Source organism: Clostridium sp. Marseille-QA1073, assembly GCF_054863625.1.
The window spans coordinates 78,524-101,332 of sequence record NZ_JBSVQM010000006.1 but is presented as its reverse complement, the minus strand read 5'-3'; the positions used below and the strand labels follow the sequence as shown (position 1 = coordinate 101,332).

17 protein-coding genes are annotated in these 22,809 nt (G+C 27.9%); 13 read left to right on the top strand and 4 right to left on the bottom strand.

Translation table 11 applies throughout. The features are described 5' to 3' along the window. Nucleotides 1–283 precede the first annotated feature (283 nt). The 5 genes from ACY1IQ_RS07325 to ACY1IQ_RS07305 all read left to right on the top strand — a co-directional run bounded on the left by ACY1IQ_RS07325 (nucleotide 284) and on the right by ACY1IQ_RS07305 (nucleotide 5,895). Nucleotides 284–1,507: a BaiN/RdsA family NAD(P)/FAD-dependent oxidoreductase gene (locus tag ACY1IQ_RS07325; protein ID WP_461613333.1), complete on the top strand. Its 1,224-nt coding sequence runs from the start codon at nucleotides 284–286 to the stop codon at nucleotides 1,505–1,507. A 2-nt stretch (nucleotides 1,508–1,509) separates the two neighbouring features. Beyond that, the gene (aroH, locus tag ACY1IQ_RS07320; RefSeq protein WP_461613332.1) at nucleotides 1,510–1,866 is read left to right on the top strand and encodes a chorismate mutase; all 357 of its coding nucleotides are present in this window, start codon (nucleotides 1,510–1,512) and stop codon (nucleotides 1,864–1,866) included. Nucleotides 1,867–1,899: 33 nt separating this feature from the next. After that, nucleotides 1,900–2,568 carry a (d)CMP kinase gene (cmk, locus tag ACY1IQ_RS07315; RefSeq protein WP_461613331.1) on the top strand — a complete coding sequence of 223 codons (669 nt, stop codon included), beginning with the start codon at nucleotides 1,900–1,902 and terminating at the stop codon, nucleotides 2,566–2,568. Between the two features lie 55 nt (nucleotides 2,569–2,623). After that, nucleotides 2,624–4,546, top strand: coding sequence for a bifunctional 4-hydroxy-3-methylbut-2-enyl diphosphate reductase/30S ribosomal protein S1 (locus ACY1IQ_RS07310; RefSeq protein ID WP_461613330.1), 1,923 nt, complete (start codon nucleotides 2,624–2,626; stop codon nucleotides 4,544–4,546). A gap of 881 nt (nucleotides 4,547–5,427) precedes the next feature. Then, nucleotides 5,428–5,895 carry a GNAT family N-acetyltransferase gene (locus ACY1IQ_RS07305; protein WP_461613437.1) on the top strand — a complete coding sequence of 156 codons (468 nt, stop codon included), beginning with the start codon at nucleotides 5,428–5,430 and terminating at the stop codon, nucleotides 5,893–5,895. A gap of 37 nt (nucleotides 5,896–5,932) precedes the next feature. Here the strand turns inward: ACY1IQ_RS07305 and ACY1IQ_RS07300 are convergent, their stop codons facing one another. The 3 genes from ACY1IQ_RS07300 to ACY1IQ_RS07290 form a co-directional block, all read right to left on the bottom strand. Next, nucleotides 5,933–7,129: a pyridoxal phosphate-dependent aminotransferase gene (locus ACY1IQ_RS07300; protein WP_461613329.1), complete on the bottom strand. Its 1,197-nt coding sequence runs from the start codon at nucleotides 7,127–7,129 to the stop codon at nucleotides 5,933–5,935. Between the two features lie 20 nt (nucleotides 7,130–7,149). After that, nucleotides 7,150–7,332 (bottom strand): hypothetical protein, encoded by a 183-nt coding sequence (locus ACY1IQ_RS07295; protein ID WP_461613328.1) that lies wholly within the window; start codon nucleotides 7,330–7,332, stop codon nucleotides 7,150–7,152. A gap of 86 nt (nucleotides 7,333–7,418) precedes the next feature. Further along, the gene (locus tag ACY1IQ_RS07290) at nucleotides 7,419–8,612 is read right to left on the bottom strand and encodes an aminotransferase-like domain-containing protein (RefSeq protein ID WP_461613327.1); all 1,194 of its coding nucleotides are present in this window, start codon (nucleotides 8,610–8,612) and stop codon (nucleotides 7,419–7,421) included. Nucleotides 8,613–9,059: 447 nt separating this feature from the next. Here ACY1IQ_RS07290 and miaB point away from each other — a divergent pair, with 447 nt between their 5' ends. The 6 genes from miaB to ACY1IQ_RS07260 all read left to right on the top strand — a co-directional run bounded on the left by miaB (nucleotide 9,060) and on the right by ACY1IQ_RS07260 (nucleotide 18,132). Then, nucleotides 9,060–10,385, top strand: coding sequence for a tRNA (N6-isopentenyl adenosine(37)-C2)-methylthiotransferase MiaB (gene miaB / locus ACY1IQ_RS07285; protein ID WP_461613326.1), 1,326 nt, complete (start codon nucleotides 9,060–9,062; stop codon nucleotides 10,383–10,385). Between the two features lie 328 nt (nucleotides 10,386–10,713). Beyond that, entirely contained in the window at nucleotides 10,714–13,410 is a 2,697-nt protein-coding gene (mutS, locus tag ACY1IQ_RS07280; RefSeq protein WP_461613325.1) for a DNA mismatch repair protein MutS, read from the top strand. 30 nt (nucleotides 13,411–13,440) lie between these two features. Continuing rightward, on the top strand, nucleotides 13,441–15,339 hold the full coding sequence (gene mutL / locus ACY1IQ_RS07275) for a DNA mismatch repair endonuclease MutL (protein ID WP_461613324.1): 1,899 nt from the start codon (nucleotides 13,441–13,443) through the stop codon (nucleotides 15,337–15,339). 17 nt (nucleotides 15,340–15,356) lie between these two features. Then, the gene (miaA, locus tag ACY1IQ_RS07270) at nucleotides 15,357–16,301 is read left to right on the top strand and encodes a tRNA (adenosine(37)-N6)-dimethylallyltransferase MiaA (protein WP_461613323.1); all 945 of its coding nucleotides are present in this window, start codon (nucleotides 15,357–15,359) and stop codon (nucleotides 16,299–16,301) included. A gap of 79 nt (nucleotides 16,302–16,380) precedes the next feature. Further along, nucleotides 16,381–16,629 carry an RNA chaperone Hfq gene (gene hfq, locus ACY1IQ_RS07265; RefSeq protein WP_461613322.1) on the top strand — a complete coding sequence of 83 codons (249 nt, stop codon included), beginning with the start codon at nucleotides 16,381–16,383 and terminating at the stop codon, nucleotides 16,627–16,629. 219 nt (nucleotides 16,630–16,848) lie between these two features. After that, nucleotides 16,849–18,132 carry a methionine gamma-lyase family protein gene (locus ACY1IQ_RS07260; protein ID WP_461613321.1) on the top strand — a complete coding sequence of 428 codons (1,284 nt, stop codon included), beginning with the start codon at nucleotides 16,849–16,851 and terminating at the stop codon, nucleotides 18,130–18,132. 27 nt (nucleotides 18,133–18,159) lie between these two features. On the opposite strand, the gene lexA is transcribed toward ACY1IQ_RS07260, so the two are convergent. After that, nucleotides 18,160–18,768: a transcriptional repressor LexA gene (lexA, locus tag ACY1IQ_RS07255; protein ID WP_461613320.1), complete on the bottom strand. Its 609-nt coding sequence runs from the start codon at nucleotides 18,766–18,768 to the stop codon at nucleotides 18,160–18,162. Nucleotides 18,769–19,306: 538 nt separating this feature from the next. On the opposite strand from lexA, the gene ACY1IQ_RS07250 reads away from it, so the two are divergent. Both ACY1IQ_RS07250 and ACY1IQ_RS07245 read left to right on the top strand, forming a co-directional pair. Then, nucleotides 19,307–20,581: a DEAD/DEAH box helicase gene (locus ACY1IQ_RS07250; protein WP_461613319.1), complete on the top strand. Its 1,275-nt coding sequence runs from the start codon at nucleotides 19,307–19,309 to the stop codon at nucleotides 20,579–20,581. A 173-nt stretch (nucleotides 20,582–20,754) separates the two neighbouring features. After that, nucleotides 20,755–22,368, top strand: coding sequence for an ABC-F family ATP-binding cassette domain-containing protein (locus ACY1IQ_RS07245; protein ID WP_461613318.1), 1,614 nt, complete (start codon nucleotides 20,755–20,757; stop codon nucleotides 22,366–22,368). Nucleotides 22,369–22,809 lie beyond the last annotated feature (441 nt).

Genomic DNA, 22,809 nt, shown 5'->3' with positions numbered 1-22,809 from the left:
CTAAAGTCTATAGTTTATCTAAGACAGTTCTATAGATCTTTATAATATATAATTGAGTTTTAAAGATTCATTATGTAAAGATTAGACTAGTATATTAACTGACTATTGTCGAACATGCTTAAAGAAAAAGATTAAAATTGTAAATTATATACTGTAATTTGCTAATTAATAAATCGTGACTAGCTGTCACGATTTTCTTCTAGTTAATTGATATATACTAGATATTGAAGTATAATTTATAAGTCTAAGTAGGAATTTTGTAGAAAATTTAGGTGGTGAAGTGATGTCAAAAGTTGTAATAATTGGCGGAGGTCCTGCTGGTATGATGGCTGCAATATCCGCAGCTGAAAATCATAGTGTAGTATTATTAGAAAAGAATGAAAAACTAGGTAAAAAGCTATTTATAACTGGTAAAGGACGATGTAATGTGACCAATGCTAAGGAAATAGGGGAGTTTTTAAATTATATCCCTACTAATCCTTATTTTTTATATAGTTCTTTATATACTTTTACCAATGAAGATACAATGAATTTTTTTCAGTGTAGAGGAACAAAGCTAAAAGTTGAGAGAGGAGATAGAGTATTTCCTAATTCTGATAAATCTTCTGATATAATAAAAACTTTAGAAGGTGAATTAAAAGAGAAGAATGTAAATATTATGAAGAATAGTAATGTAAAAGAATTTATTCTTCAAGATAACAATATAAAAGAAGTAGTATTGGAAAATGGTAAGAAGATTACTGGTGATTATTTTATAATATGTACAGGTGGTGTTTCTTATCCTCAAACAGGTTCAGATGGAGAAGGGTTAAAACTTTGCAAAGGAATTGGTCATAACATTATTGAATTGAAGCCATCCTTAGTACCTGTAGAAATAGAAGAGGATTTTGTTAAAGAGCTCCAAGGATTGGCGCTAAAAAATGTGGAGTTAACTCTTAAGGATAGCAAAAATAAAATTCTTTTTAAAGAATTAGGAGAAATGCTATTTACTCATTTTGGAATATCTGGCCCATTAGTTTTAAGTGCTAGTAGTAGTATAAAGAATAATGAAAAATATAAAATAATAATAAATTTAAAGCCAGCTTTAAGGGAAGAGGAGTTAGATAAGAGGGTGCAAAGGGATTTTAACCAATATTTAAATAAAGATTTTAAAAATGCTTTAGATGATTTATTTCCTAAAAAGCTTATACCTATAATAGTTAGATATAGTGGCATAGATGAAAATAAAAAGGTTAATGCTATAACTAAAGAGGAACGTAAGAGACTTGTTTATTTAATACAAAATTTAGTACTAACAGTTAAAAATTTAAGACCGGTGTCTGAAGCTATAGTAACTTCCGGAGGAATAGATACTAAAGAAATAGATCCTTCAACTATGAAATCAAAAATAATTTCAAATTTAAGTTTTGCTGGAGAAATTATTGATGTTGATGCCTATACTGGAGGATATAATGTGCAAATTGCATTATCTACTGGATATTTAGCAGGACAAAAGATAGGTGATTAATTATGTTATCGATAAGAGGCGCAACTACAATAGAAAAGAATGATCCTTTAGAAATAAAAGAAAAGGCTATTGAATTAATGAACAAGATTTTAGAAATAAATTCATTAAATACAAATAATATAAAGGTACTACTTTTTTCTTGTACTAATGATATAACAAAAGCTTATCCAGGTGCATATGTAAGAGAACATTTTAATTTAAATAAGGTTAGTATTATGCATTTTAATGAGATGGAAGTGGAAAATTCATTAAAGCTTTGTATAAGAGTAACTATTTTATTTGACGAAGAAGAAAGAGATGTTAGTTTTGTTTATCTTCATAAGGCAGCATCACTTCGAAGTGATATCAGCATTAAATAATTAGCGTTTTTAGATTAGAAAGGAAGATTGTGAATGAGAATGTCTGTTGCTATAGATGGTCCTGCAGGAGCAGGAAAAAGTACCATAGCAAAAATAGTAGGTAAAAAGTTTAACTTAATGTACATAAATACTGGAGCGATGTATAGAGCTGTTACCTACGTAGCGATGAAAGAAAAAATCTCTTATGAAGACACAGATAAGTTAATAAGTCTTTTAGATAACTTAGAAATGCATTTTGAGGGAGACAACTTGATATTAAATGGAATAGATATTACATCAGAGTTAACAATGCCTATAATTAGTAATAATGTATCAAATTATGCAGCTTTATCTTTAGTAAGGCAAAAGCTAGTAAAAATGCAACAAGCAATAGCTAAAAAATATGATGTTATTATGGATGGTAGAGATATTGGTACAGTAGTACTTAAAGATTCAAAATTTAAATTTTATTTAACTGCTAGTGCTGAAACAAGAGCTATGCGTAGATATAACGAATTAATAGAAAAAAATATAGAAGTAAATTATGATAGTATACTTGAAGATATAATAAAAAGAGACTATATTGATTCTAATAGAGAAGTTGACCCTTTAACTAAAGCTAAGGATGCAATTGAAGTAGATTCTTCAAATTTGTCGATAGAAGAAGTAGTTGAAGTGATATGTAATCATATAAAAAATAAAATTTCTAATTGTGTTAGTTAAATTTTCTTTAATATGATAAAATGATACTAAAGTTAATAAATAGGTGGTGAAACAAATGAAGGAAATATTATTAGCAGATAAAGCTGGATTTTGTTTTGGTGTGAAAAGAGCAGTAGATACAGCTTTAAATAAGAAAAAAGAATATACTGATAACATATATACACTAGGACCATTAATTCACAATAATGATGTAGTAGAGCTATTGAAAGAAAATAACATATACTCTATAGGTAATGATGATATAAATAAATTAGATGAAGATAATGTGGTAATAATAAGATCACATGGGATTTCAGAAAATATCCTAAATACTTTGAAAAATAAAAAATTAAATATTGTAGATGCTACTTGCCCTTATGTTAATAATATTCAAATGAAGGTAAATAACTATTATAAATTAGGATATAGTATTTTAATTGTCGGAGATGAAAATCATCCTGAAGTAATAGGAATAAATGGATGGTGTAATAATAGTGCTATAATATCTAAAGATGGCGAAAATTTAGAAAATCTCCCAAGAAAAATTTGTGTGGTTTCACAGACGACTGAAAAACAAAGTAATTGGCATAAGGTTTTGAATAAAGTAGTAGATCAGTGTAAAGAAATAGTAGCTTTTAATACTATTTGTAGTGCTACTGAAGTAAGACAAAAATCTGCAGAGGATATTTCTAAAAAAGTAGATGCTATGGTAGTTATAGGTGGGTATAATAGTTCTAATACTACTAAACTTTATGAAATATGTAAGAAAAATTGTAATAGAACTATTCATGTGGAAAATGCTGATCAAATACCAACGGATTTTATTGAAGATGCAGAAATAAAAAAAATAGGTGTGACAGCTGGAGCATCAACACCAGATTGGATAATTAAGGAGGCTATATTAAAAATGAAAGGTGAGAACACAATGATTAATAGTGAAATGCAAGAATATGAAAAGTATATGGATGATGGTATTGAATTAAGAGTAGGAAAAGTTATTAAAGGAGAAATATTTAAAATTTCCGATAAAGAAGCATATTTAACTATAGGGGCAAAAAATGAAGCCTATTTACCAATCAATGAAGTCACTAAAGATGAAAATGCCAAACTAACTGACATTTTTAAAGTTGGTGATATGGTTGAAGGTAAAATAATAAGTGTTAGAAATCAAGATGGATATATAGTTATTTCTAGAGTTGAAATTGAGAGAGAAGAGTTATATAAAGAGTTAAAAAGAATTTTTGAAAATAAAGAAATTATTGAAGTTAAGGTCATAGAAGAAGTAAAAGGGGGCATTATTTCTACATATAAAGGAATAAAGATATTTATACCTGCATCACATATATCTTTAGAGAGAATCAAGGATCTAAAAACTTTAATTGGAGAAACTTTAGAGGTTAAAATCATTGAATTTGAAAAACAAAAAATCGGAATGAAGATTGTTGCTTCAAGAAGAGAAATTCTTCAAGTGGAAAAAGAGAAGAAGGAAAAAGAAACTTGGGAAAAACTTGAAAAAGATCAAATAGTAGAAGGTATTGTAAGAAGAATATCAAGCTTTGGTGCATTTGTTGAAATTGATGGAGTAGATGGATTACTTCACATATCAGAGATGTGTTGGAATAAGTTAGTGAGCCCTAAAGAAATGGTAAAAATAGGACAAACAATTAAAGTGTATATTATAGATATAGATAAAGAGAATAAAAAACTTTCTCTAAGTCTAAAGAAATTAACAGAAGATCCATGGATAAATGTGGAAAATAAATATCCTGTAGGAAATATTGTCCTTGGAAAAGTAGTTAGATTTGCTAAGTTTGGTGCTTTTATAGAGTTAGAGCCTGGAGTTGATGGTCTAGTTCATATTTCGCAAATTAGTACTAATAAAATAGATACACCAAAAGATGTATTAAAAATTGGAGAAAATATAAAAGCAGAAATAATGGAAGTAGATGAAGAAAATAAAAGAATATCATTAAGTATAAAAGCAGTAGAACAAATTTAAGAATTGCTATTTATAATTAATAAGTTGATTGATAGAAAGCCATCACATGATGGCTTTTTTGATGTATAATAGATTTATAAATAGTTTATTCAGTTAGGTAAAATAATTGTAATAATCAATTATTTAGATAGCAATTTTAATATGTAGTTAAAGAGTTAAAAATATCAAAATAAGAGACTACGAATTTAAATATTTTTTACTAATCAAAAGATCAAGATTGTAGTTTTATAAAATATGAAAATTAATATTAAATTATAGATAGTATTATTAATGTAAAATATTTAATTATTAAACAAGAGCCTTTGTATAGTAAAGCTTTAATATTTTATAAATATATTAGGTGTAATTAACTTCTTAACAAGATATATTAATATAATAAATATGTACTACTACTTAAATTAGTTTACTTATTAAGTTTCAATTGTTTAAAATTTGGAATAATAGAAAAGGTTATAAAGTAAAATATAGTAATCTAGTAGTTAGTGTTAAGAGAGGGTATATGTATAAATGTAAAAACCTAAGTTGGTTTAATATTAATAAATTTAAGAAATTGAGCAGAGGAAATGTGTGTTTTGAATTTACAAAAGAAGATTTTTTTAAAGGTTATAATAGTTTAAATCCTATTAATAAACTTCTATATAATAAAAATGTTAAATTATTAAAGTATAATAGAGAATATATAGGATATATGTGGTTTACAAGAATATGTAAAAATTTTTATAAGATTAATAGTATATAAATTGTAGTAATGATAAAGCAATATTATATAGAAAATTTTTTGAATCTTTTAAGAAGGGAAGTTTATTTGAAGCAGATGGAGAGTTTAATAAATTATTAATTGATATAGGATTTAAAGAAGTAAATAAAGTATTTGAAATGAAATCTATATTAGAAGAAAATATAATTTTAAATTACCTCCAGAAATAAACTTTAAAACTTTTGAAATAGGAGAAGATGAAAAAATCAGATGCAGTCTTCAAAATAAAATTTTTAAAACTAGCAGCAGAGTTGAAATAGATATAGAAGATATAGTATTTGAAGAAGAACAAAAGTATTATTTAAATGAAGGCTCTATATTTATAAAATATGGTGAAAAATTTATAGGATATGGTCAATTAATTAAAGAAAATAACAAGGTTTCAATAGTGAATTTTGGAATATTAGATGAATTTAGAAATAGAGGTTATAGTAAGATTTTGTTAAAACATCTATTAAATATAGCTATAGATAATAATTTTAAAGAAATATATTTAAAATGTAATAGTGATAATATCAAAGCTTTAAAGTTATATAAGGAACATGATTTTAAAATTGAAAAAGAATTTTGTACTTGGGGCTACACAGTATAAAAAAAGATAGATTGATAAATCAATCTATCTTTTTATTTTATCTTTCTAAAACTCTATATTTTTCTAATCCTAAAGCAAAAATATCCATAGCATCTTTCAAAGCCTCTTTATTTAAGCAATAAGAAATTCTTATTTCATCTTTACCTAAACCTTCTGTAGCATAAAAGCCTTCAGCAGGTGCAAACATAACAGTTTTATTATTATGATTGAATTCTGTTAGCATCCATTTAGCGAAATCTTCTGAATCTTTTATAGGAAGCTTGACCATAACATAGAACGCTCCCGTTGGCTTTTCACAAGTTACTCCTGGAATTTGTAAAAGTTTTTCAAATAATATATTTCGTCTTGTTTCATATTCAGCTTTAACTTTAATAAAATAATCTTTTGGAGTATTAACTAAATTGGCAGTAGCTAACTGTTCTATAGTTGGAACACATAATCTTGCTTGACAAATTTTTAAAATTTGTGCAATCAGTTCTTTATTTTTAGATGCTACTAAACCTATTCTAGCACCACAAGCGCTATAACGCTTAGAAATACTATCAATAAGTATGATTCTATCTTGTACATCTTCCATATATAGTGCTGAAGTATATTTTAAATCATCATATACAAACTCTCGATATACTTCATCAGAAATTAAGAATATATCATGTTCTTTAGCTATATCAGCAAGCATTCTTATTTCTTCTTCAGTATAAACTACTCCTGTTGGATTTCCAGGATTAGATATCATAATAGCTCTTGTCTTAGGGTTTATATATTTTATTATTTCCTCCTTTGGTGGAAGATGAAAACCGCTTTCAGCTTTTGTAAGGAAAGGAACTACATTAACTCCAACAACTTGAGCAAAGCCAGAATAATTAGTATAGAACGGTTCAGGTATTATTATCTCATCTCCATCATCAGCTATAGCCGTAAGTGCTAAAGAAATAGCTTCAGAACCTCCGTTTGTTATTAATAGTTCATTGTAATCAAAGTCTATATTCCATTCTTTATAGTACTTTCTAAAGCTATTAATTGTTTCATCGATACCTTGAGATTGAGCATATTTTAAAACTTTGTCATGATAATTATTTATTCCTTCCATGAAAGTAGAAGGAGTTTCGATATCAGGCTGTCCAATATTCAAATGATAAACCTGAATACCTTTTTTCTTAGCAGCTTCAGCAAAAGGCGCTAATTTACGAATTGATGAATAATGCATTTTTTGAATACGATTTGAAAACTTCATTTTTAATCCTCCATTTGACTCTAAGATAGATTGTTTTTATTAGAATTATTTATTTCAGCTATATCAGTGAAAGAAGTATAAGAAGATTTAATATCAAAAATAGTGCAATTTTTAAACTTTCCGCTAAAATAACTTCTTTCCTCAAATCCATTGTAACTTACAGAAATTTTCTTTTGCTTATCAATATCTTTAGCATTATACATATTACAATCCTCCTTTTAGGTATAGTTTTTCCTAAAAGGAGAATTTTTATTATATTTACTTATATTTTGCTGTTACTGCTCTGAACTTACTGATCGCCATAATGTTTATAAAGAACTTTTCCTAACCTTTTAATACCTTCAATAATTTTTTCATTAGTCATATTAGAGTAATTTAATCTAAAGAAGTTTTTCTTTCCGCCATTTGGAAAGAAAGAAGCTCCTGGAACATAGGCAACTTTTTCTTTAAGTGCATCTTCCATAATCTTAGAGGAGTCTAGGTCTTCTCTTAATTCTACCCAAGTAAATAATCCTCCCTCAGGAAATGTAAATTTCACATCTTTTGGGAAATATTTTTTCATGCTGTCTATCATTAAGTCTCTACGAACTCTATAAACTTCAATTATTTTAGCAATATGATCATCTAGTTTATACTGTTCCATAAATTTTGCAGATGAAATTTGACATAATGTATTACATTGTAAGTCAGCACCTTGCTTAATTAGTACGTATTTTTTTAATATTTCTGGACTTGCTACAATCCATCCAAGTCTTAAACCAGGGCAGAATGTCTTTGAAAATGTACCTAGCGTAACTACATATCCAGCTTCATCGAAAGCTTTAATAGATGGTAATCTTTCACCATCAAATCTTAATTCACCATAGGGACTATCCTCTATAACTGGAATTTCATATTTTGCTGCCAATTCAGCTATACGCTTTCTTCTTTCTAAAGACATAGTTATTCCACTTGGATTTTGAAAATCTGGAATAGTATAAATCATTTTAACATTAGAATGTCCTTTTAAAGCTTTTTCTAGATCTTCTATAACCATACCGTCTTTATCCATAGGAATTTCTACAAATTTAGGATTGTATGCTTTAAAAGCATTAATAGCTCCAAGATAACTTGGACTTTCGCATATAATTATATCTCCCTCATTTATAAAAAGTTTTGCAGAAAATTCTAATCCCTGTTGAGAACCATTAGTTAGCATAATATTTGATATATCACATTTAACTCCTGCTGGTGCCATTCTTTCTTCAACAATTATTTTTCTTAGAGGAGAATATCCTTCTGTAGTTGTATATTGTAATGCTATTTCTCCTTGCTCAATTAAAACTTTACTAGTAACTTCAGCTAATTTTTCCTTTGGAAATAGCTCTGGAGCAGGGAAACCGCCTGCAAATGAGATAATTTCAGGCTGCTCACTTAACTTTAATAACTCTCTAATTTCTGATGCTTTAATATTTGATATTCTGTCTGCATATTGTAAACTCATATTGCACCCCCTCATAATAAAAATAAAAATTTAACGAAAATTTAATAAACTTCGTATATTTCAATTATAACTTAAGTATCATGGGGTTTTCAAGGTTATAGGAAAATTTTGCTTAATTATAAAAATTATGATTTTTAAATAATTTTAAGCCATATATAAAGAAAATAATTAGAGAATATTTTATGTCATAGAAAGAGTAGATTCTACATAATAATAGATTTATTCTTCAGTTCTTATAATCTAATATAAATAATAATTTGTAATACTGTATTGTAGTACTGTAGCCATTTGTAAGATTATTGGAGTTGCAATTTCAGTTTTTTAATATTTTAAAGTATAATATAATAAAAGGCTTATTACAATAAATACTGTAGAAAAAACTTTTATTATTTAAAGAAATTATATATAATTAAATAATGGTTATAATCTTACAAAGGAGAATGAATAATGATAAAAGAATTGAAATATTTTATTGAAACTTGGGGATGTCAAATGAATGAGGAAGACTCCGAAAAGTTATCAGGCGGATTAAAGCCACTAGGTTATAAAAGAACAGTCTCTAAAGAAGATGCTGATATAATAATATTTAATACTTGCTGTGTTAGAGAAAATGCAGAACAAAAAGTTGAAGGAAATTTAGGTGCACTTAAGAAACTTAAAAAAGAAAAGCCAGAGCTTGTAATTGCAATAACTGGATGTATGATGCAACAAGAAGGAATGGCAGAAAATATAATAAAAAAGTTTCCTTATGTAGATATAATAATAGGTACTCATAATGCTTATAAGTTTAATGAATATTTAAGCAGAGCATTAGGTGGTGAAAGACCTATAGTAGAAGTGTGGAATAAGGAAGAGGATATAGTAGAAGGAACACCTATTGATAGAGCAAGTAGTATCAAAGGATTTGTTACCATTATGTATGGATGTAATAATTTCTGTACATACTGCATAGTTCCACATGTAAGAGGAAGAGAAAGAAGCAGAAAACCAGAAGAAATTGAAAAAGAAATTATAGAAATGGTTAAAGCAGGCTATAAAGAGATAACGCTATTAGGTCAAAATGTTAACTCTTATGGTAAGGGTTTAGAACCAGAAATTAATTTTGCAGCACTACTTAGAAGAATAAATCAAATTGAAGGACTAGAAAGAGTAAGGTTTATGACTTCACATCCAAAGGATTTAAGTGAAGAAGTTATTGAGGCTATTGCAGAGTGTGATAAATTATGTGAATCTATACATCTTCCAGTACAATCTGGCTCTTCAAGAATACTTAAGAAAATGAATAGACATTATACTAAGGAACAATATTTAGATTTAATAAAAAAAATAAAACATAGAATTCCCAATGTGGCATTAACTACTGATATAATTGTAGGATTCCCAGGAGAAAGTGAAGAAGACTTCCTTGAAACTTTGGAGTTAGTTAAAGAAGTTGAATATGATTCAGCATTTACTTTTTTATATTCAAAACGTAAGGGTACTCCAGCGGATATGATGTTAGATCAGGTTGATGAAAGAGCTAAAAAAGACAGATTTAATAGGTTAGTTGAAGCAGTAAATGAAATTTCTGCTAAGAAAAATAAAGAATATGCTGATAAAGTTGTTGAAGTTCTTGTTGAGGGTTATAGCAAAAATGATGAAAGTAAATTAACAGGCAGAACTAGAACAGGAAAGCTAGTTAATTTTACCGGAAATGCTGATAGTATAGGAAAACTTGCTAATGTTAAAATAACAAAAGCACAATCCTTCTCTTTGATAGGGGAGCAAATTTAGTTAAGAGCATTGTTTTAAATTAAAGCATATTCAAAGCAGCAGCAAGACAGTATGTTAGTTTATTTTGTATCATGCTGCGTTGTAAGAAATCTACCATAGCACCGCTATGAGTAAATCTGACAGCTTGTGGTATATAAGTAAGCTAATATCTTTAACTTGCTATTTTCTTTTAGATGCTTAATAGCGAAAACAGAAATTCCTTTTATTTATAATTAGGAAATGATTAATGAAGTTTTTATTAGTAAAATTAACATTTTAAAAATTATGCTAACTTTAAAAGCGACAATGTCGCTTTTTTTATAAGAAGAATAAAGGAGAGATAAAGAATATGTCATTCACTCCAATGATGAGACAATATCTAGAAATAAAAGATAAATGTAAAGATAGTATATTATTTTTTAGATTAGGCGACTTTTATGAAATGTTCTTTGAAGATGCTGAATTAGTATCTAAAGAACTAGAATTAACTTTAACAGGTAGGGATTGCGGATTAGAAAATAGAGCACCTATGTGTGGGGTACCTTTTCATGCAGCAGAAACTTATATATCTAGATTAGTTTCAAAAGGATATAAAGTTGCAATTTGTGAACAGGTAGAAGATCCAGCTGTAGCAAAGGGGATAGTAAAAAGAGATATAATAAAAATAGTAACACCTGGTACTTATACTGAATCTTCTTTTTTAGAAGAAAATAAAAATAATTTCTTAATGGGTCTGTATATTAGTGAAAACCTGTCTTCCGTATGTTTTTGTGATATATCTACTGGAGAATTTTATTGTAGTGATTTTAATTATGATATAAATATTATTATAGATGAAATATCCAAGTTTAATCCTAAAGAACTAGTAATATCAAATATGGTTAGTGAAGAAATACTAAAGGAAATTAGAGAAAGATTTGAAGTTTCTATATCAAGATTTGATGAGGATTTTTTCTCCACAGAAGAAGAAAAGTTACAAAATCAATTTAAAAATTATGAAGAGCTTCAATTTAGTGAAAGTTTAGTAAGAGGATGTAATGGTTTATTAAATTATATAGTTGAAACACAAAAAGTTACGCTATCCAATATTGATACTATTGAAATTTATAATATTTTTGATTACCTTGTAATTGATGGCAACTCAAGAAGAAATTTAGAGATAACAGAAAGTTTAAGGGATAAAACTAAGAGAGGGTCATTGCTTTCAGTATTAGATAAAACTAGTACTGCTATGGGAGCAAGAAGACTTAGAAAATGGATAGAGCAGCCATTGGTAGATAAAAAAGAGATTGAACTAAGACAAAATGCTATTGAAGAACTAATAAAAAATATTTCACTACAAGAAGATCTTGATGAGGCTCTAAATGATATTTATGATATAGAGAGATTAGTTGGTAAAATTAGCTCTAAAAGCATAAATGCTAAAGAACTTTTAGCACTAAAAAACTCTATTGAAAAAATTCCAAGAATTAAAGACTTACTATCAAGTTTTAGTGAAGATTTACTTATAGATATTGAAAAAAACTTAGATGATTTAAAAGATATTTATGAGCTTTTACATTGTTCTATTAGTGAAAGTCCAGCGATTTCTGTAAAAGAAGGTAATATAATAAAAGAGGGCTATAATGAAGAAATTGATGAGCTTAGAAATTCAAAGAAATGTGGTAAACAATGGATTGCCAATCTTGAGAGTAATGAGAAGAAATCAACTGGAATTAAATCTTTAAAAATAGGTTATAATAAAGTATTCGGTTACTTTATTGAAGTAACTAAAAGTAACTTATCCTTAATTCCAGAGGGAAGATATATAAGAAAACAAACCCTATCTAATGCTGAAAGATTTATAACTCCTGAGCTTAAAGAAATGGAAGATAAAATTTTAGGTGCAGAGGATAAATTAATTTCTTTAGAGTACGAAGTTTTTGTAACTATTAGAGAAGAAGTAGAAAAACATGTTGATAGGATGAAGACTTCTGCAAAGCTTATATCAGAATTGGATTCACTATGTAGTTTGTGTAAGGTTGCAAGGGATAATAATTATATAAAACCATCTATTAATACAAAAGGTATATTGAAAATAGAAGATGGAAGACATCCTGTAGTAGAAAAAATGTTACCAATAAATAGCTTTGTAGGAAATGATACTTTGTTAGATGGAAAAGATAATCAAATGTTATTAATAACTGGACCTAATATGGCAGGAAAATCTACTTATATGAGACAAGTTGCGCTTATAACTTTAATGGCGCAGATAGGAAGCTTTATACCTGCGAAATCAGCAGATATTTCTGTATGCGATAAAATTTTTACTAGAATTGGAGCTTCTGATGATTTAGCTGGAGGGAAGAGTACGTTCATGGTTGAAATGTGGGAGGTATCTAATATATTAAAAAATGCTACTAATAAAAGTTTAATATTATTAGATGAGGTAGGACGAGGAACAAGCACCTATGATGGATTAAGTATTGCTTGGGCAGTTATTGAATATATATGTAAAAGTTCCAATATTAAATGTAAAACTCTATTTGCAACTCATTATCACGAACTTACAAAGTTAGAAAACAAGATAAAAGGTGTTAAAAATTATTCAATTGCAGTTAAAAAAGTTGAGAATAGTATAATTTTTTTAAGAAAAATAATTCCAGGAGGTGCTGATGAATCCTATGGAATTGAAGTTGCAAAATTAGCGGGTATACCAAATAAAGTTATTGATAGAGCAAGAGAAATACTCTCTCATCTTGAAGATAATAACAATAATAAAGATATAACTACTATTTATACTGAAAATAACGCTGCAATTGTAGAGGAGAAAGACTTACAAAAGGAAATTACTAATAATGAAGTAGCTATAGATAAAGTAAATGTAGAAAAAGTAGTTAAAAAAGAAAATAAAGTTGAGGTATTAGAAGAAATACAGCTTGGATTCGAGGATATTCAAAGCATGAATTTAATGAAAGAAATCAAAAATATTGATATTTTGAATATGACTCCAATGGAAGGATTTAATAAACTATATGAACTAATTAAGAAAGCAAAATCACTATAAAAATACCTTTTCTTATTAGGAGGTGATTTTTTGAAAAGAATTAATATTTTAGATTTTGAAACTTCAAATAAAATTGCGGCAGGTGAGGTTGTAGAAAGAGCAAGTTCTGTTGTAAAGGAACTTGTTGAAAATAGTGTTGATGCTAATTCAAAAAATATCATTATTGAAATAGAAGATAGTGGAAATAAATTGATTAAAATCAGTGATGATGGAGATGGTATTCATCCTGAAGATATAGAAAAAGCCTTTATGCCACATGCCACGAGTAAAATTAGAGGTATAGAAGATATATATAATATTAATAGTTTTGGCTTTAGGGGGGAGGCTCTTTCCAGCATAGCAGCTATATCAAAAGTTACATTAAAAAGTAAAACTAAGGATGAACCCTTTGGAAAGGAAATATATGTTGAGGGAGGCAAAGTAGTTCATATTATGGATACAGCTTGTAATGATGGAACTACTATAGAGGTAAGAGATTTATTCTTCAATGTGCCTGCTCGTCAAAAGTTTTTAAAATCAGCTCAAAGGGAGGCTTCATTAATTTCTGATTTAGTGCTGAGACTAGCCTTAGGAAACCATGATATATCCTTTAAACTAATTAACAAAGGTAAGGTAACTATAAATACTTATGGTACAGAAGATATAGTAGAGACCATTAGAGTATTATATGGAAAAGAAGTAAAGGAAAATATAATTCCTTTTGAAAAGCATAATGATATAGTTTCTGTTCATGGTTTTATAGGAAATGCTGAGATAAGTAGAGGAAGTAGAAATAGGCAATCTATATTTGTAAATAAGAGACTTATAAAAAATAGTACAATAACTGCAGCAGTAGAGAATGCCTTTAAATCTTTCTTAACAATAAATAAATTTCCTTTCTTTGTATTATTCTTAGATATTTTTCCTGAATTCATTGATCCTAATGTCCATCCTACTAAAGCAGAGATTAAATTCTTTGATGATAGATCTATATTTAAGCTAGTATTTGATGGAGTTCATAGTGCATTAAGGGAATATATGCAGTATTCTTTTAGTATTGAAGAAGATGTTTTAGTTGTAAAGGAAGAGGAAAATGTAGATAATAATTATATACAGCCTAAATATGAACAAGAAGCCTTTAATGACAGTATTTTTGAAAGAAAAATATCAAATAAGGATATTGAATTTCAATCCATACCTATAGATTTAAAACCATTAAAAAATGTAGATTTAATAAATAACTTTGAAAGAAAAGAAGAAGTAGTAAAAAAAGCTGAAGAAAAATTTGAAAATGAAACTATAAGTACTAAAACTTTAAAAACAAATAATATAGAAAAAAGCTCTATAGAAAACTTAAACTTACAACCTAAGTTTGGACATATAAATATTATTGGACAGTTTAATAATACTTATATAATAGGTGAGAGTAATAATGAGTTAATATTAATTGATCAGCATGCTGCTCATGAAAAATATCTTTTCGAAAAATATAGGAAATCAATAAAAAATTTAGAAGTAGTTTCTCAAATTTTATTAACTCCAATAGTTATTGAACTAACTTATGAGGATTTTCCTTATTATAGTGAAAATGTAGAGGCTTTTGAAAATGCTGGGTTCAAAATTGAAGATTTTGGCGATAATACTATAAGTATAAGAGAAGTACCTATGTTTTTAGGTAAGCCTGATGTAAAATCTCTATTTTACGAAATATTAGATAATTTAAAAAAACTAGGCAGTGGAGAAACTACAGAAGTTAAGTATAATAAAATAGCCTCTCTTGCCTGTAGAGCAGCAGTAAAAGCTAATGATAAGTTATCAATAATGGAGATGGAGAAGTTAATGGAAGATTTGCGTTATATTGAAGAACCATTTACTTGTCCTCATGGGAGACCTACTATGATTAAAATAACATTAAATGAACTAGAAAAAAGATTTAAAAGAATACAATAGAGTTTAGGTGAGATTTTATGAAGGATTTGTTTATTCTTGCAGGACCAACTGCAGTGGGAAAAACTGAAATATCCATTAAGCTGGCAAAAAAACTAAATGGTGAGATAATTTCTTGTGATTCAATGCAAATATATAAAGAAATGGATATTGGATCTGCTAAGATAACTAAAGAGGAAATGAAGGGAATAGAGCATTATTTAGTGGATATTATTAATCCAAGTGAAGAATTTAGTGTAGCTCAATTTAAAGAATACGCTGAGGAAGCTATCCACAAAATTTATGATAAAAGTAAGCTACCTATGGTGGTAGGAGGTACAGGACTTTATATTAACTCCCTTATTTACAATTATAGTTTTGGTGATACCAGTAAGGATGAAAAGTATAGAGAGTATTTAAGCAGTCTAGCAGAGCAAAATGGCAAGGATTATGTTCATAATATGCTTAAAGAAATAGATGAAGATAGTTTTCAAAAGCTTTATCCCAATGATTTAAAACGAGTGATTAGAGCATTAGAAATATATAAGACTACAGGTAAGACTATGAGTGAGTATTTAGCTGAACAAAATATTTATGATATACCTTATAATGTATATTACTATGTGTTAACAATGAATAGAGAAAAGCTTTATGAACGAATTAACAAAAGAGTAGATATAATGATGGAAAAAGGACTATTGGAAGAAGTAATTGCATTAAAAAATAAAGGGTATACTGAAGATATGCAATCTATGAAAGGAATAGGGTATAAAGAACTACTATATCACTTAAAAGGTGAGATATCTTTAGAAAAATCTATTGATATGATTAAACAATTTAGTAGAAATTATGCTAAGAGACAGCTTACATGGTTTAGAAAAGATCCTAGAGTAGTTTGGGTAGACAAAGATACGTTTAATGATGATGATGAAGTTACTAAATTTATCGAAGAAGATTTTAAAAGAAAAATATTAATGAATAATTAAAACTAAATAATTTTCCAAATAAAAGGATTTTATAATTATTCATAGAATAAGTTAATTAATATTTACGGAGGTGTTTTTAATGAGTAAATCTACAAATAATTTACAAGATATATTTTTGAATGGTGCTAGAAAAAACAAAGTACCAGTTACAATACATTTAACAAATGGATTTCAAATAAAGGGTAATGTTACTGGTTTTGATAGCTTTACAGTTATTTTATATTCTGATGGAAAACAAATGTTAATTTATAAACACGCTATATCAACAATTACTCCTCTAAAACCAATTTTATTCAACAATTCAAATGAAAATTCCAATGAAGATTAAATACATAAAATATACTTAGATTAAAAAATCTAGGTATATTTTATTTTAGGCGTATAAAAAATAATTAACCAAGATATTGTATATTTAACGTTATAATAACTATTTTTGAATATGAGCTAATTTATAAAACTCTTATTTAAACAAGTTATTGAGATTTGATTATTATTATTTACTATGTTAGTATTATGAAGGTAGTTTTTGTATAAGGAGATATAAATTATGATAGATATAACTAAAGAGTTTCTAATGAAAAAATATAATATAAATTCTACGCTCTTAGAGCTTTATGAAAATGCATTAGAAGATGTAAAACCACAATTTGAAAAATTAGATGAAATAAGAGAATATAATCAGCTCAAAGTTTTAAATGCACTTCAAGAGGAAAGAATAAGTGATATGCATTTTACTAATTCTTCTGGGTATGGATATGGAGATATAGGAAGAGAGGCATTAGATAAAGTTTATGCTAAAGTATTTAATACTGAAGCTGCTTTAGTTAGACCTCATTTTGTTAATGGTACCCATGCTATTGGTGCAGCCTTATTTGGAAATTTGAGACCTGGTGATACAATGGTTAGTGTTTGTGGAGCACCTTATGACACTCTTCATAGCATAATTGGAATTAGTAAAGAAGAAAATATAGGTTCATTAAAAGAGTATGGTGTAAATTATAAACAAATAGATTTAGGGGAAAATAAAAAAGTTGATATAGAAGCTATGAAATCTATATTAAGAGAAGATAACACTGTAAAATTAGTACATATTCAAAGATCTACAGGTTATGGCTGGAGAAATTCTTTATTAGTAGAAGATATAAGACCGATAATTAAAGCAGTTAAGGAAATAAATAAAGATATAATATGTTTTGTGGATAATTGTTATGGTGAATTTATACAAATCATCGAACCTACAGACGTAGGTGCAGACTTAGTAGCAGGTTCACTCATTAAAAATATTGGTGGAGGTATAGCTCCAACTGGAGGATATATAGCTGGGAAAGAAGAGTACGTAAATCAAGCAGCATATAGGTTAACTATACCAGGAATAGGTGGAGAATGTGGTTCTACTTTTGGAGTTATGAGAACACTATTTCAAGGATTATTTTTAGCCCCTCATATTGCTATTGAAGCTGTTAAAGGAGCAATATTTTGTGCTAGAATTATGGAATTAGCAGGTTTTGAGGTTCTTCCAAAGTATAATGATGAAAGAAGCGATATAATTCAGGCAATTAAGTTTAATGATAAAGAAAAATTAATAAAATTCTGCAAAGGAATTCAAGCAGGTTCACCAATAGATTCTTTTGTAGAGTGTGAGCCGTGGGATATGCCGGGATATAGTGATCAAGTTATAATGGCAGCAGGTGCCTTTATTCAAGGTTCTTCAATAGAATTATCTGCTGATGCTCCAATTAGAGATCCATTTATAGCATATCTTCAAGGTGGATTGACTTTTGACCACGCCAAAACAGGAATATTGATTGCATTAGGAAAAATATTTGCGTAATAAAGCGTGACATTTTGTCACGCTTTATTAATATTTTCTATATAGCCCTGCAAGTTTTCCAAGAATAGTGCAGTCTTTTACTAAAATTGGATTCATTGAAGCATTTTCTGGTTGAAGTCTTATATAGCCATCTTCTTTATAAAAAGTTTTAATTGTAGCCTCATTTTCGATAAGAGCTACTACAATTTCGCCATTATTAGCTACAGAAGTTTTTTCTATAATTGCTAAATCACCATCAAATATTCCAGCTTCAATCATGCTTTCTCCAGAAACTTTTAATATAAAAAGGTCATTTCTATTTTTTATAAAATTTATTGGTATAGAAAATGTATCTTCAATACTTTCATGAGCAAGTATAGGCTCCCCAGCAGTTATTTTACCTACTATAGGAATATCTATTAACTCTTTTTTTATTGGAGAGTCTAATAAAAGCTCTATTGCTCTAGGTTTGGTAGGATCACGTCTTATAAGTCCTTTTTTTTCAAGACGAGATAGATGACCATGAACCGTAGAGGTTGATTTTAAATTTACTGCTTCACATATTTCTCTAACAGAAGGCGGATAACCTTTTGTGGATATTTGTTCTTTTAAAAATTCATATATTTCAATTTGTTTATTATTCTTAATATCAGCCATAGAACCACCTCATTTCTTAGAGAAATTATATCATAAGAGATTTTAAATATCAAACTTATGTTCTATAGAGGACATGTAATTACAGTGCGACTATAATAAATAAATAAATTTTAATAATACTAATTATAAAGTTGAAATTAAAAATTATTTCAATTTAACATTTTTTCCTGTATACTTATGTAGTTTACAAAGTCAGGCATCTTCAAAAAATAATAGACCAGTATATTAGCCTATTTTCCATCATACTACGTCGTCAGAACCCGCCCATAGCGCCGCTATGAGCAGAACCTAACGCCTTGTCTGATTGAAGCATATTCAAAAAATAACTAGTCAGTATGCTTATCTGTTTTGTATCATACTGCGTTGTCAGAACTTCATGATAGTTAAGCTATGATGAAAACCTGTCTTCTTGTCGGATGCAAAATATATGACCCATCTTTAACTAGCTATTTTATTTCATATGCTTAAAATATACTAACATCTTTGATCTATTATTTTCTTTCAGATGCCTTATAGAAAAGCTTAAGGAGAGAGAAAGATGATAAATAGTTTTAGTGATTTAAATATAAGTGAAAATATAATTAAGAGTTTAGAGGCACAAGAAATAAAGATACCAACGAAAATACAACAGAAATCTATACCATACATATCTGACAATAAAGACGTAGTTGCACAGTCAGAAACTGGTAGTGGAAAAACTTTAGCTTATCTGCTACCTCTTTTTCAAAAAGTCGATACTTCAAAAAGAGAGAATCAAGCTATAATATTAACTCCTACCCACGAGCTAGCAGTGCAAGTACATAAAGTAGTAGATACTTTGTCTAAAAATAGCAATCACAATATAACTTCTTCAGTTATAATTGGAAATGTAAATATTAAGCGCCAGGCAGAAAAGTTAAAAGAAAAACCTCATATAATTGTTGGGTCTGCTGGAAGAATATTAGAATTAATAAAAATGAAGAAGATTTCTGGTCACACAATAAAAACTATAATTATAGATGAATGCGATAAACTATTAGATATAAACAACATAGAAAATATAAAAGCTGTAATAAAGACTACTTTAAGAGAAAGACAAATTTTATGTTTTTCAGCAACTTTAACAGAAGAGGTTATTAATTTTTCAAAGGAAATGATGAAAGAACCAATTATTATAAAAAGCGAAGCTGAAAATATCGTAAATAAAAATATTGATCATATATATTTTGTTTGCGATAGAAGAGATAAAATCATTATGGTAAGAAAACTGGTAGCAGCTTTAAATCCTAGAAAAGCAATAGTATTTATCAATAAAAGTGATGAGATTGAAATAATGGCAGAGAAGCTTAGATATCATAAACTAAAAGCTGAATCAATTCATGGTACATCTTTTAAAAGTGATAGAAAAAAAGCTATGGATGCTTTTATTAATGGTAAGTCTAATATATTAGTTTCTTCTGATTTGGCTTCTCGAGGACTTGATATTAAAGGTGTCACCCATGTTATAAACTTAGATTTACCGGAGAATCCAATGGATTATATACATAGGGTAGGAAGATGTGGAAGAGGCAATGAAAGAGGCGTAGCTATATCAATAGTAACAGAAAGAGAAGAAAGTATCATTTCTCAATACAAAAAGAAATTTAAAATTAATATTGATTTAAAAGATATATATTATGGTAAAATTATTAATCCTAAAGAAAAGCAGTCTATAAAGAAAGATAAAGATATAACGTCTAAGCCAAAAACTAAATTTAAGAATAATAAAAATAGTAAAGAAAAAACATATAAAGAATCAAAAAACAAGAAAACTTCTGAGAAAAAATTTAAATAATAATATATACTGAAATTTATTAGGTTAAAGTCCTATTATATGATATAATAGGACTTGCGTTTTATAAAGGTTATTTATACATAAATCAAAGAAAGTAAAAAAATTAATTATTTTAAATAAATTTATAATTATCAATGTAATAAAAAGAATAATAAAGTTGGAGGTAATAACATATGATACAAGCAACTAATGTTAGCTTAAGATACGGTGCACGTAAGCTGTTTGAAGATGTTAATATAAAATTTACTGAAGGAAATTGTTATGGAGTTATAGGTGCTAATGGTGCAGGTAAATCTACATTTTTGAAAATATTATCTGGAGAACTAGAAGCTAATACAGGAGAAGTTTCAATAACCCCAGGACAAAGACTAGCAGTATTAAAGCAGGACCACTTTGCTTATGATGAAGTAGAAGTTTTAAAAACTGTTATTATGGGTCATCAAAGATTAATTAAAATTATGGAAGAAAAAGACGCATTATATGCTAAAGAAGATTTTTCTGATGAAGATGGTATAAGAGCTTCAGAACTTGAATGCGAATTTGCAGAACTTAATGGCTGGGAAGCAGAAAGTGAAGCAGCTACACTGTTAAATGGATTAGGAGTAAATGAAGAATTACATTATAAATTAATGAAAGACTTAAATGGATCAGAAAAAGTTAAAGTGCTATTAGCACAAACTCTTTTTGGAAAGCCAGATATACTATTAATGGACGAACCTACTAACCATTTAGATGTAAAATCTATTAAATGGCTTGAAAATTTTCTTCTTGATTTTGAAGGAACAGTTATAGTTGTTTCTCACGATAGGCATTTTTTAAATAAAGTTTGTACTCATATGGCTGATATAGATTTTGCAAAGATTCAGCTTTATGTAGGAAATTATGACTTTTGGTATGAATCAAGCCAATTGGCTCTTCAAATGTCTAAAGACCAAAATAAAAAGAAAGAAGAAAAAATTAAGGAGCTTCAAGCTTTCATTGCTAGATTTAGTTCCAATGCTTCAAAGGCTAAGCAAGCTACAAGTAGAAAGAAACAATTAGATAAACTTACACTTGAAGATATTAGCCCATCTTCAAGAAGATATCCTTTTGTTGGATTTAAGCCAGAAAGAGAAGCAGGAAATGATTTATTAGAAGTTAAAAATTTAAGTAAAACTATAGATGGAGTTAAAGTTTTAGATAATGTTAGCTTTATGGTTAATAAAGGTGATAAGATATCATTTTTAGGAGATGGTATAGCTAAAACTACACTATTTAAAATACTTATGGGAGAAATGGAAGCAGATAGTGGAGAATTTAAGTGGGGTATTACTACATCTCAAGCTTATTTTCCACAAGATAACTCTGAATACTTTAATGATTGTAATTTAAATTTAGTAGATTGGCTAAGACAATTTTCAGAAGAAAAATCTGAAAGTTTTATAAGAGGATTTTTGGGAAGAATGTTATTTTCAGGAGAGGAAGCGCTAAAAGAAGCTTCTGTTTTATCAGGAGGAGAGAAAGTTCGTTGCATGTTATCTAAAATGATGTTAAGCTCTGCTAATGTGTTAATTTTAGATGAGCCTACTAACCATTTAGATCTTGAATCTATTACAGCAGTTAATAATGGTTTAATAAATTTTAGTGGAACTATATTATTTACATCTCATGATCATCAATTTATACAAACAGTTGCAAATAGAGTAATTGAAATAACTCCTAAAGGAATTATGGATAGAGTAATGACTTATGATGAATATTTAGAAAATGAGGAAGTTCAAGGAAAAGTTGCGGAAATGTATAAATAAACTAGTTATTTTGTTGACAAAATTTAAAAATTGGATATAATATATAACATAATTTAATATTAAAATTCTGTGAAGAGGACAGTACTTTCTTATAAACCTTAAAGCGAGCAGAGGAATGGTGGAAGCTCTGTAAGAAAATAAGAAGCCAAAATGGTAACATAGAGGCATCTAATAATTAGATAGGAAGAGAACCTTGGAGAAGCTACCTGAAAGAATAAAATAGGTTTTAACTATAAAATTTATTTATTATTTGCATAGGGTTTGTCGCTAGAAGCGTTAAAATATTGAGTGGACTTTTGTCAACTAGAGTGGTACCGCGGATATTACACCCGTCTCTTATTTTAGAGACGGGTTTTTTATGTAAAAAATAAATGAAATATTAATTTATTAAGTTATAATTTTGTTTTCAATAGAAAATAATAACTTAATATGTTATAGGAG

Bases quoted from the DNA above. Each gene is read 5' to 3' on its own strand.
- ACY1IQ_RS07290 (WP_461613327.1), bottom strand. From the start codon at position 8,612: ATGAGTTTACAATATGCAGACAGAATATCAAATATTAAAGCATCAGAA.
- ACY1IQ_RS07260 (WP_461613321.1), top strand. From the start codon at position 16,849: ATGATAGATATAACTAAAGAGTTTCTAATGAAAAAATATAATATAAAT.
- ACY1IQ_RS07300 (WP_461613329.1), bottom strand. From the start codon at position 7,129: ATGAAGTTTTCAAATCGTATTCAAAAAATGCATTATTCATCAATTCGT.
- miaB (WP_461613326.1), top strand. From the start codon at position 9,060: ATGATAAAAGAATTGAAATATTTTATTGAAACTTGGGGATGTCAAATG.
- ACY1IQ_RS07310 (WP_461613330.1), top strand. From the start codon at position 2,624: ATGAAGGAAATATTATTAGCAGATAAAGCTGGATTTTGTTTTGGTGTG.
- ACY1IQ_RS07325 (WP_461613333.1), top strand. From the start codon at position 284: ATGTCAAAAGTTGTAATAATTGGCGGAGGTCCTGCTGGTATGATGGCT.
- lexA (WP_461613320.1), bottom strand. From the start codon at position 18,768: ATGGCTGATATTAAGAATAATAAACAAATTGAAATATATGAATTTTTA.
- ACY1IQ_RS07295 (WP_461613328.1), bottom strand. From the start codon at position 7,332: ATGTATAATGCTAAAGATATTGATAAGCAAAAGAAAATTTCTGTAAGT.
- ACY1IQ_RS07245 (WP_461613318.1), top strand. From the start codon at position 20,755: ATGATACAAGCAACTAATGTTAGCTTAAGATACGGTGCACGTAAGCTG.
- cmk (WP_461613331.1), top strand. From the start codon at position 1,900: ATGAGAATGTCTGTTGCTATAGATGGTCCTGCAGGAGCAGGAAAAAGT.
- ACY1IQ_RS07250 (WP_461613319.1), top strand. From the start codon at position 19,307: ATGATAAATAGTTTTAGTGATTTAAATATAAGTGAAAATATAATTAAG.
- mutS (WP_461613325.1), top strand. From the start codon at position 10,714: ATGTCATTCACTCCAATGATGAGACAATATCTAGAAATAAAAGATAAA.
- miaA (WP_461613323.1), top strand. From the start codon at position 15,357: ATGAAGGATTTGTTTATTCTTGCAGGACCAACTGCAGTGGGAAAAACT.
- hfq (WP_461613322.1), top strand. From the start codon at position 16,381: ATGAGTAAATCTACAAATAATTTACAAGATATATTTTTGAATGGTGCT.
- aroH (WP_461613332.1), top strand. From the start codon at position 1,510: ATGTTATCGATAAGAGGCGCAACTACAATAGAAAAGAATGATCCTTTA.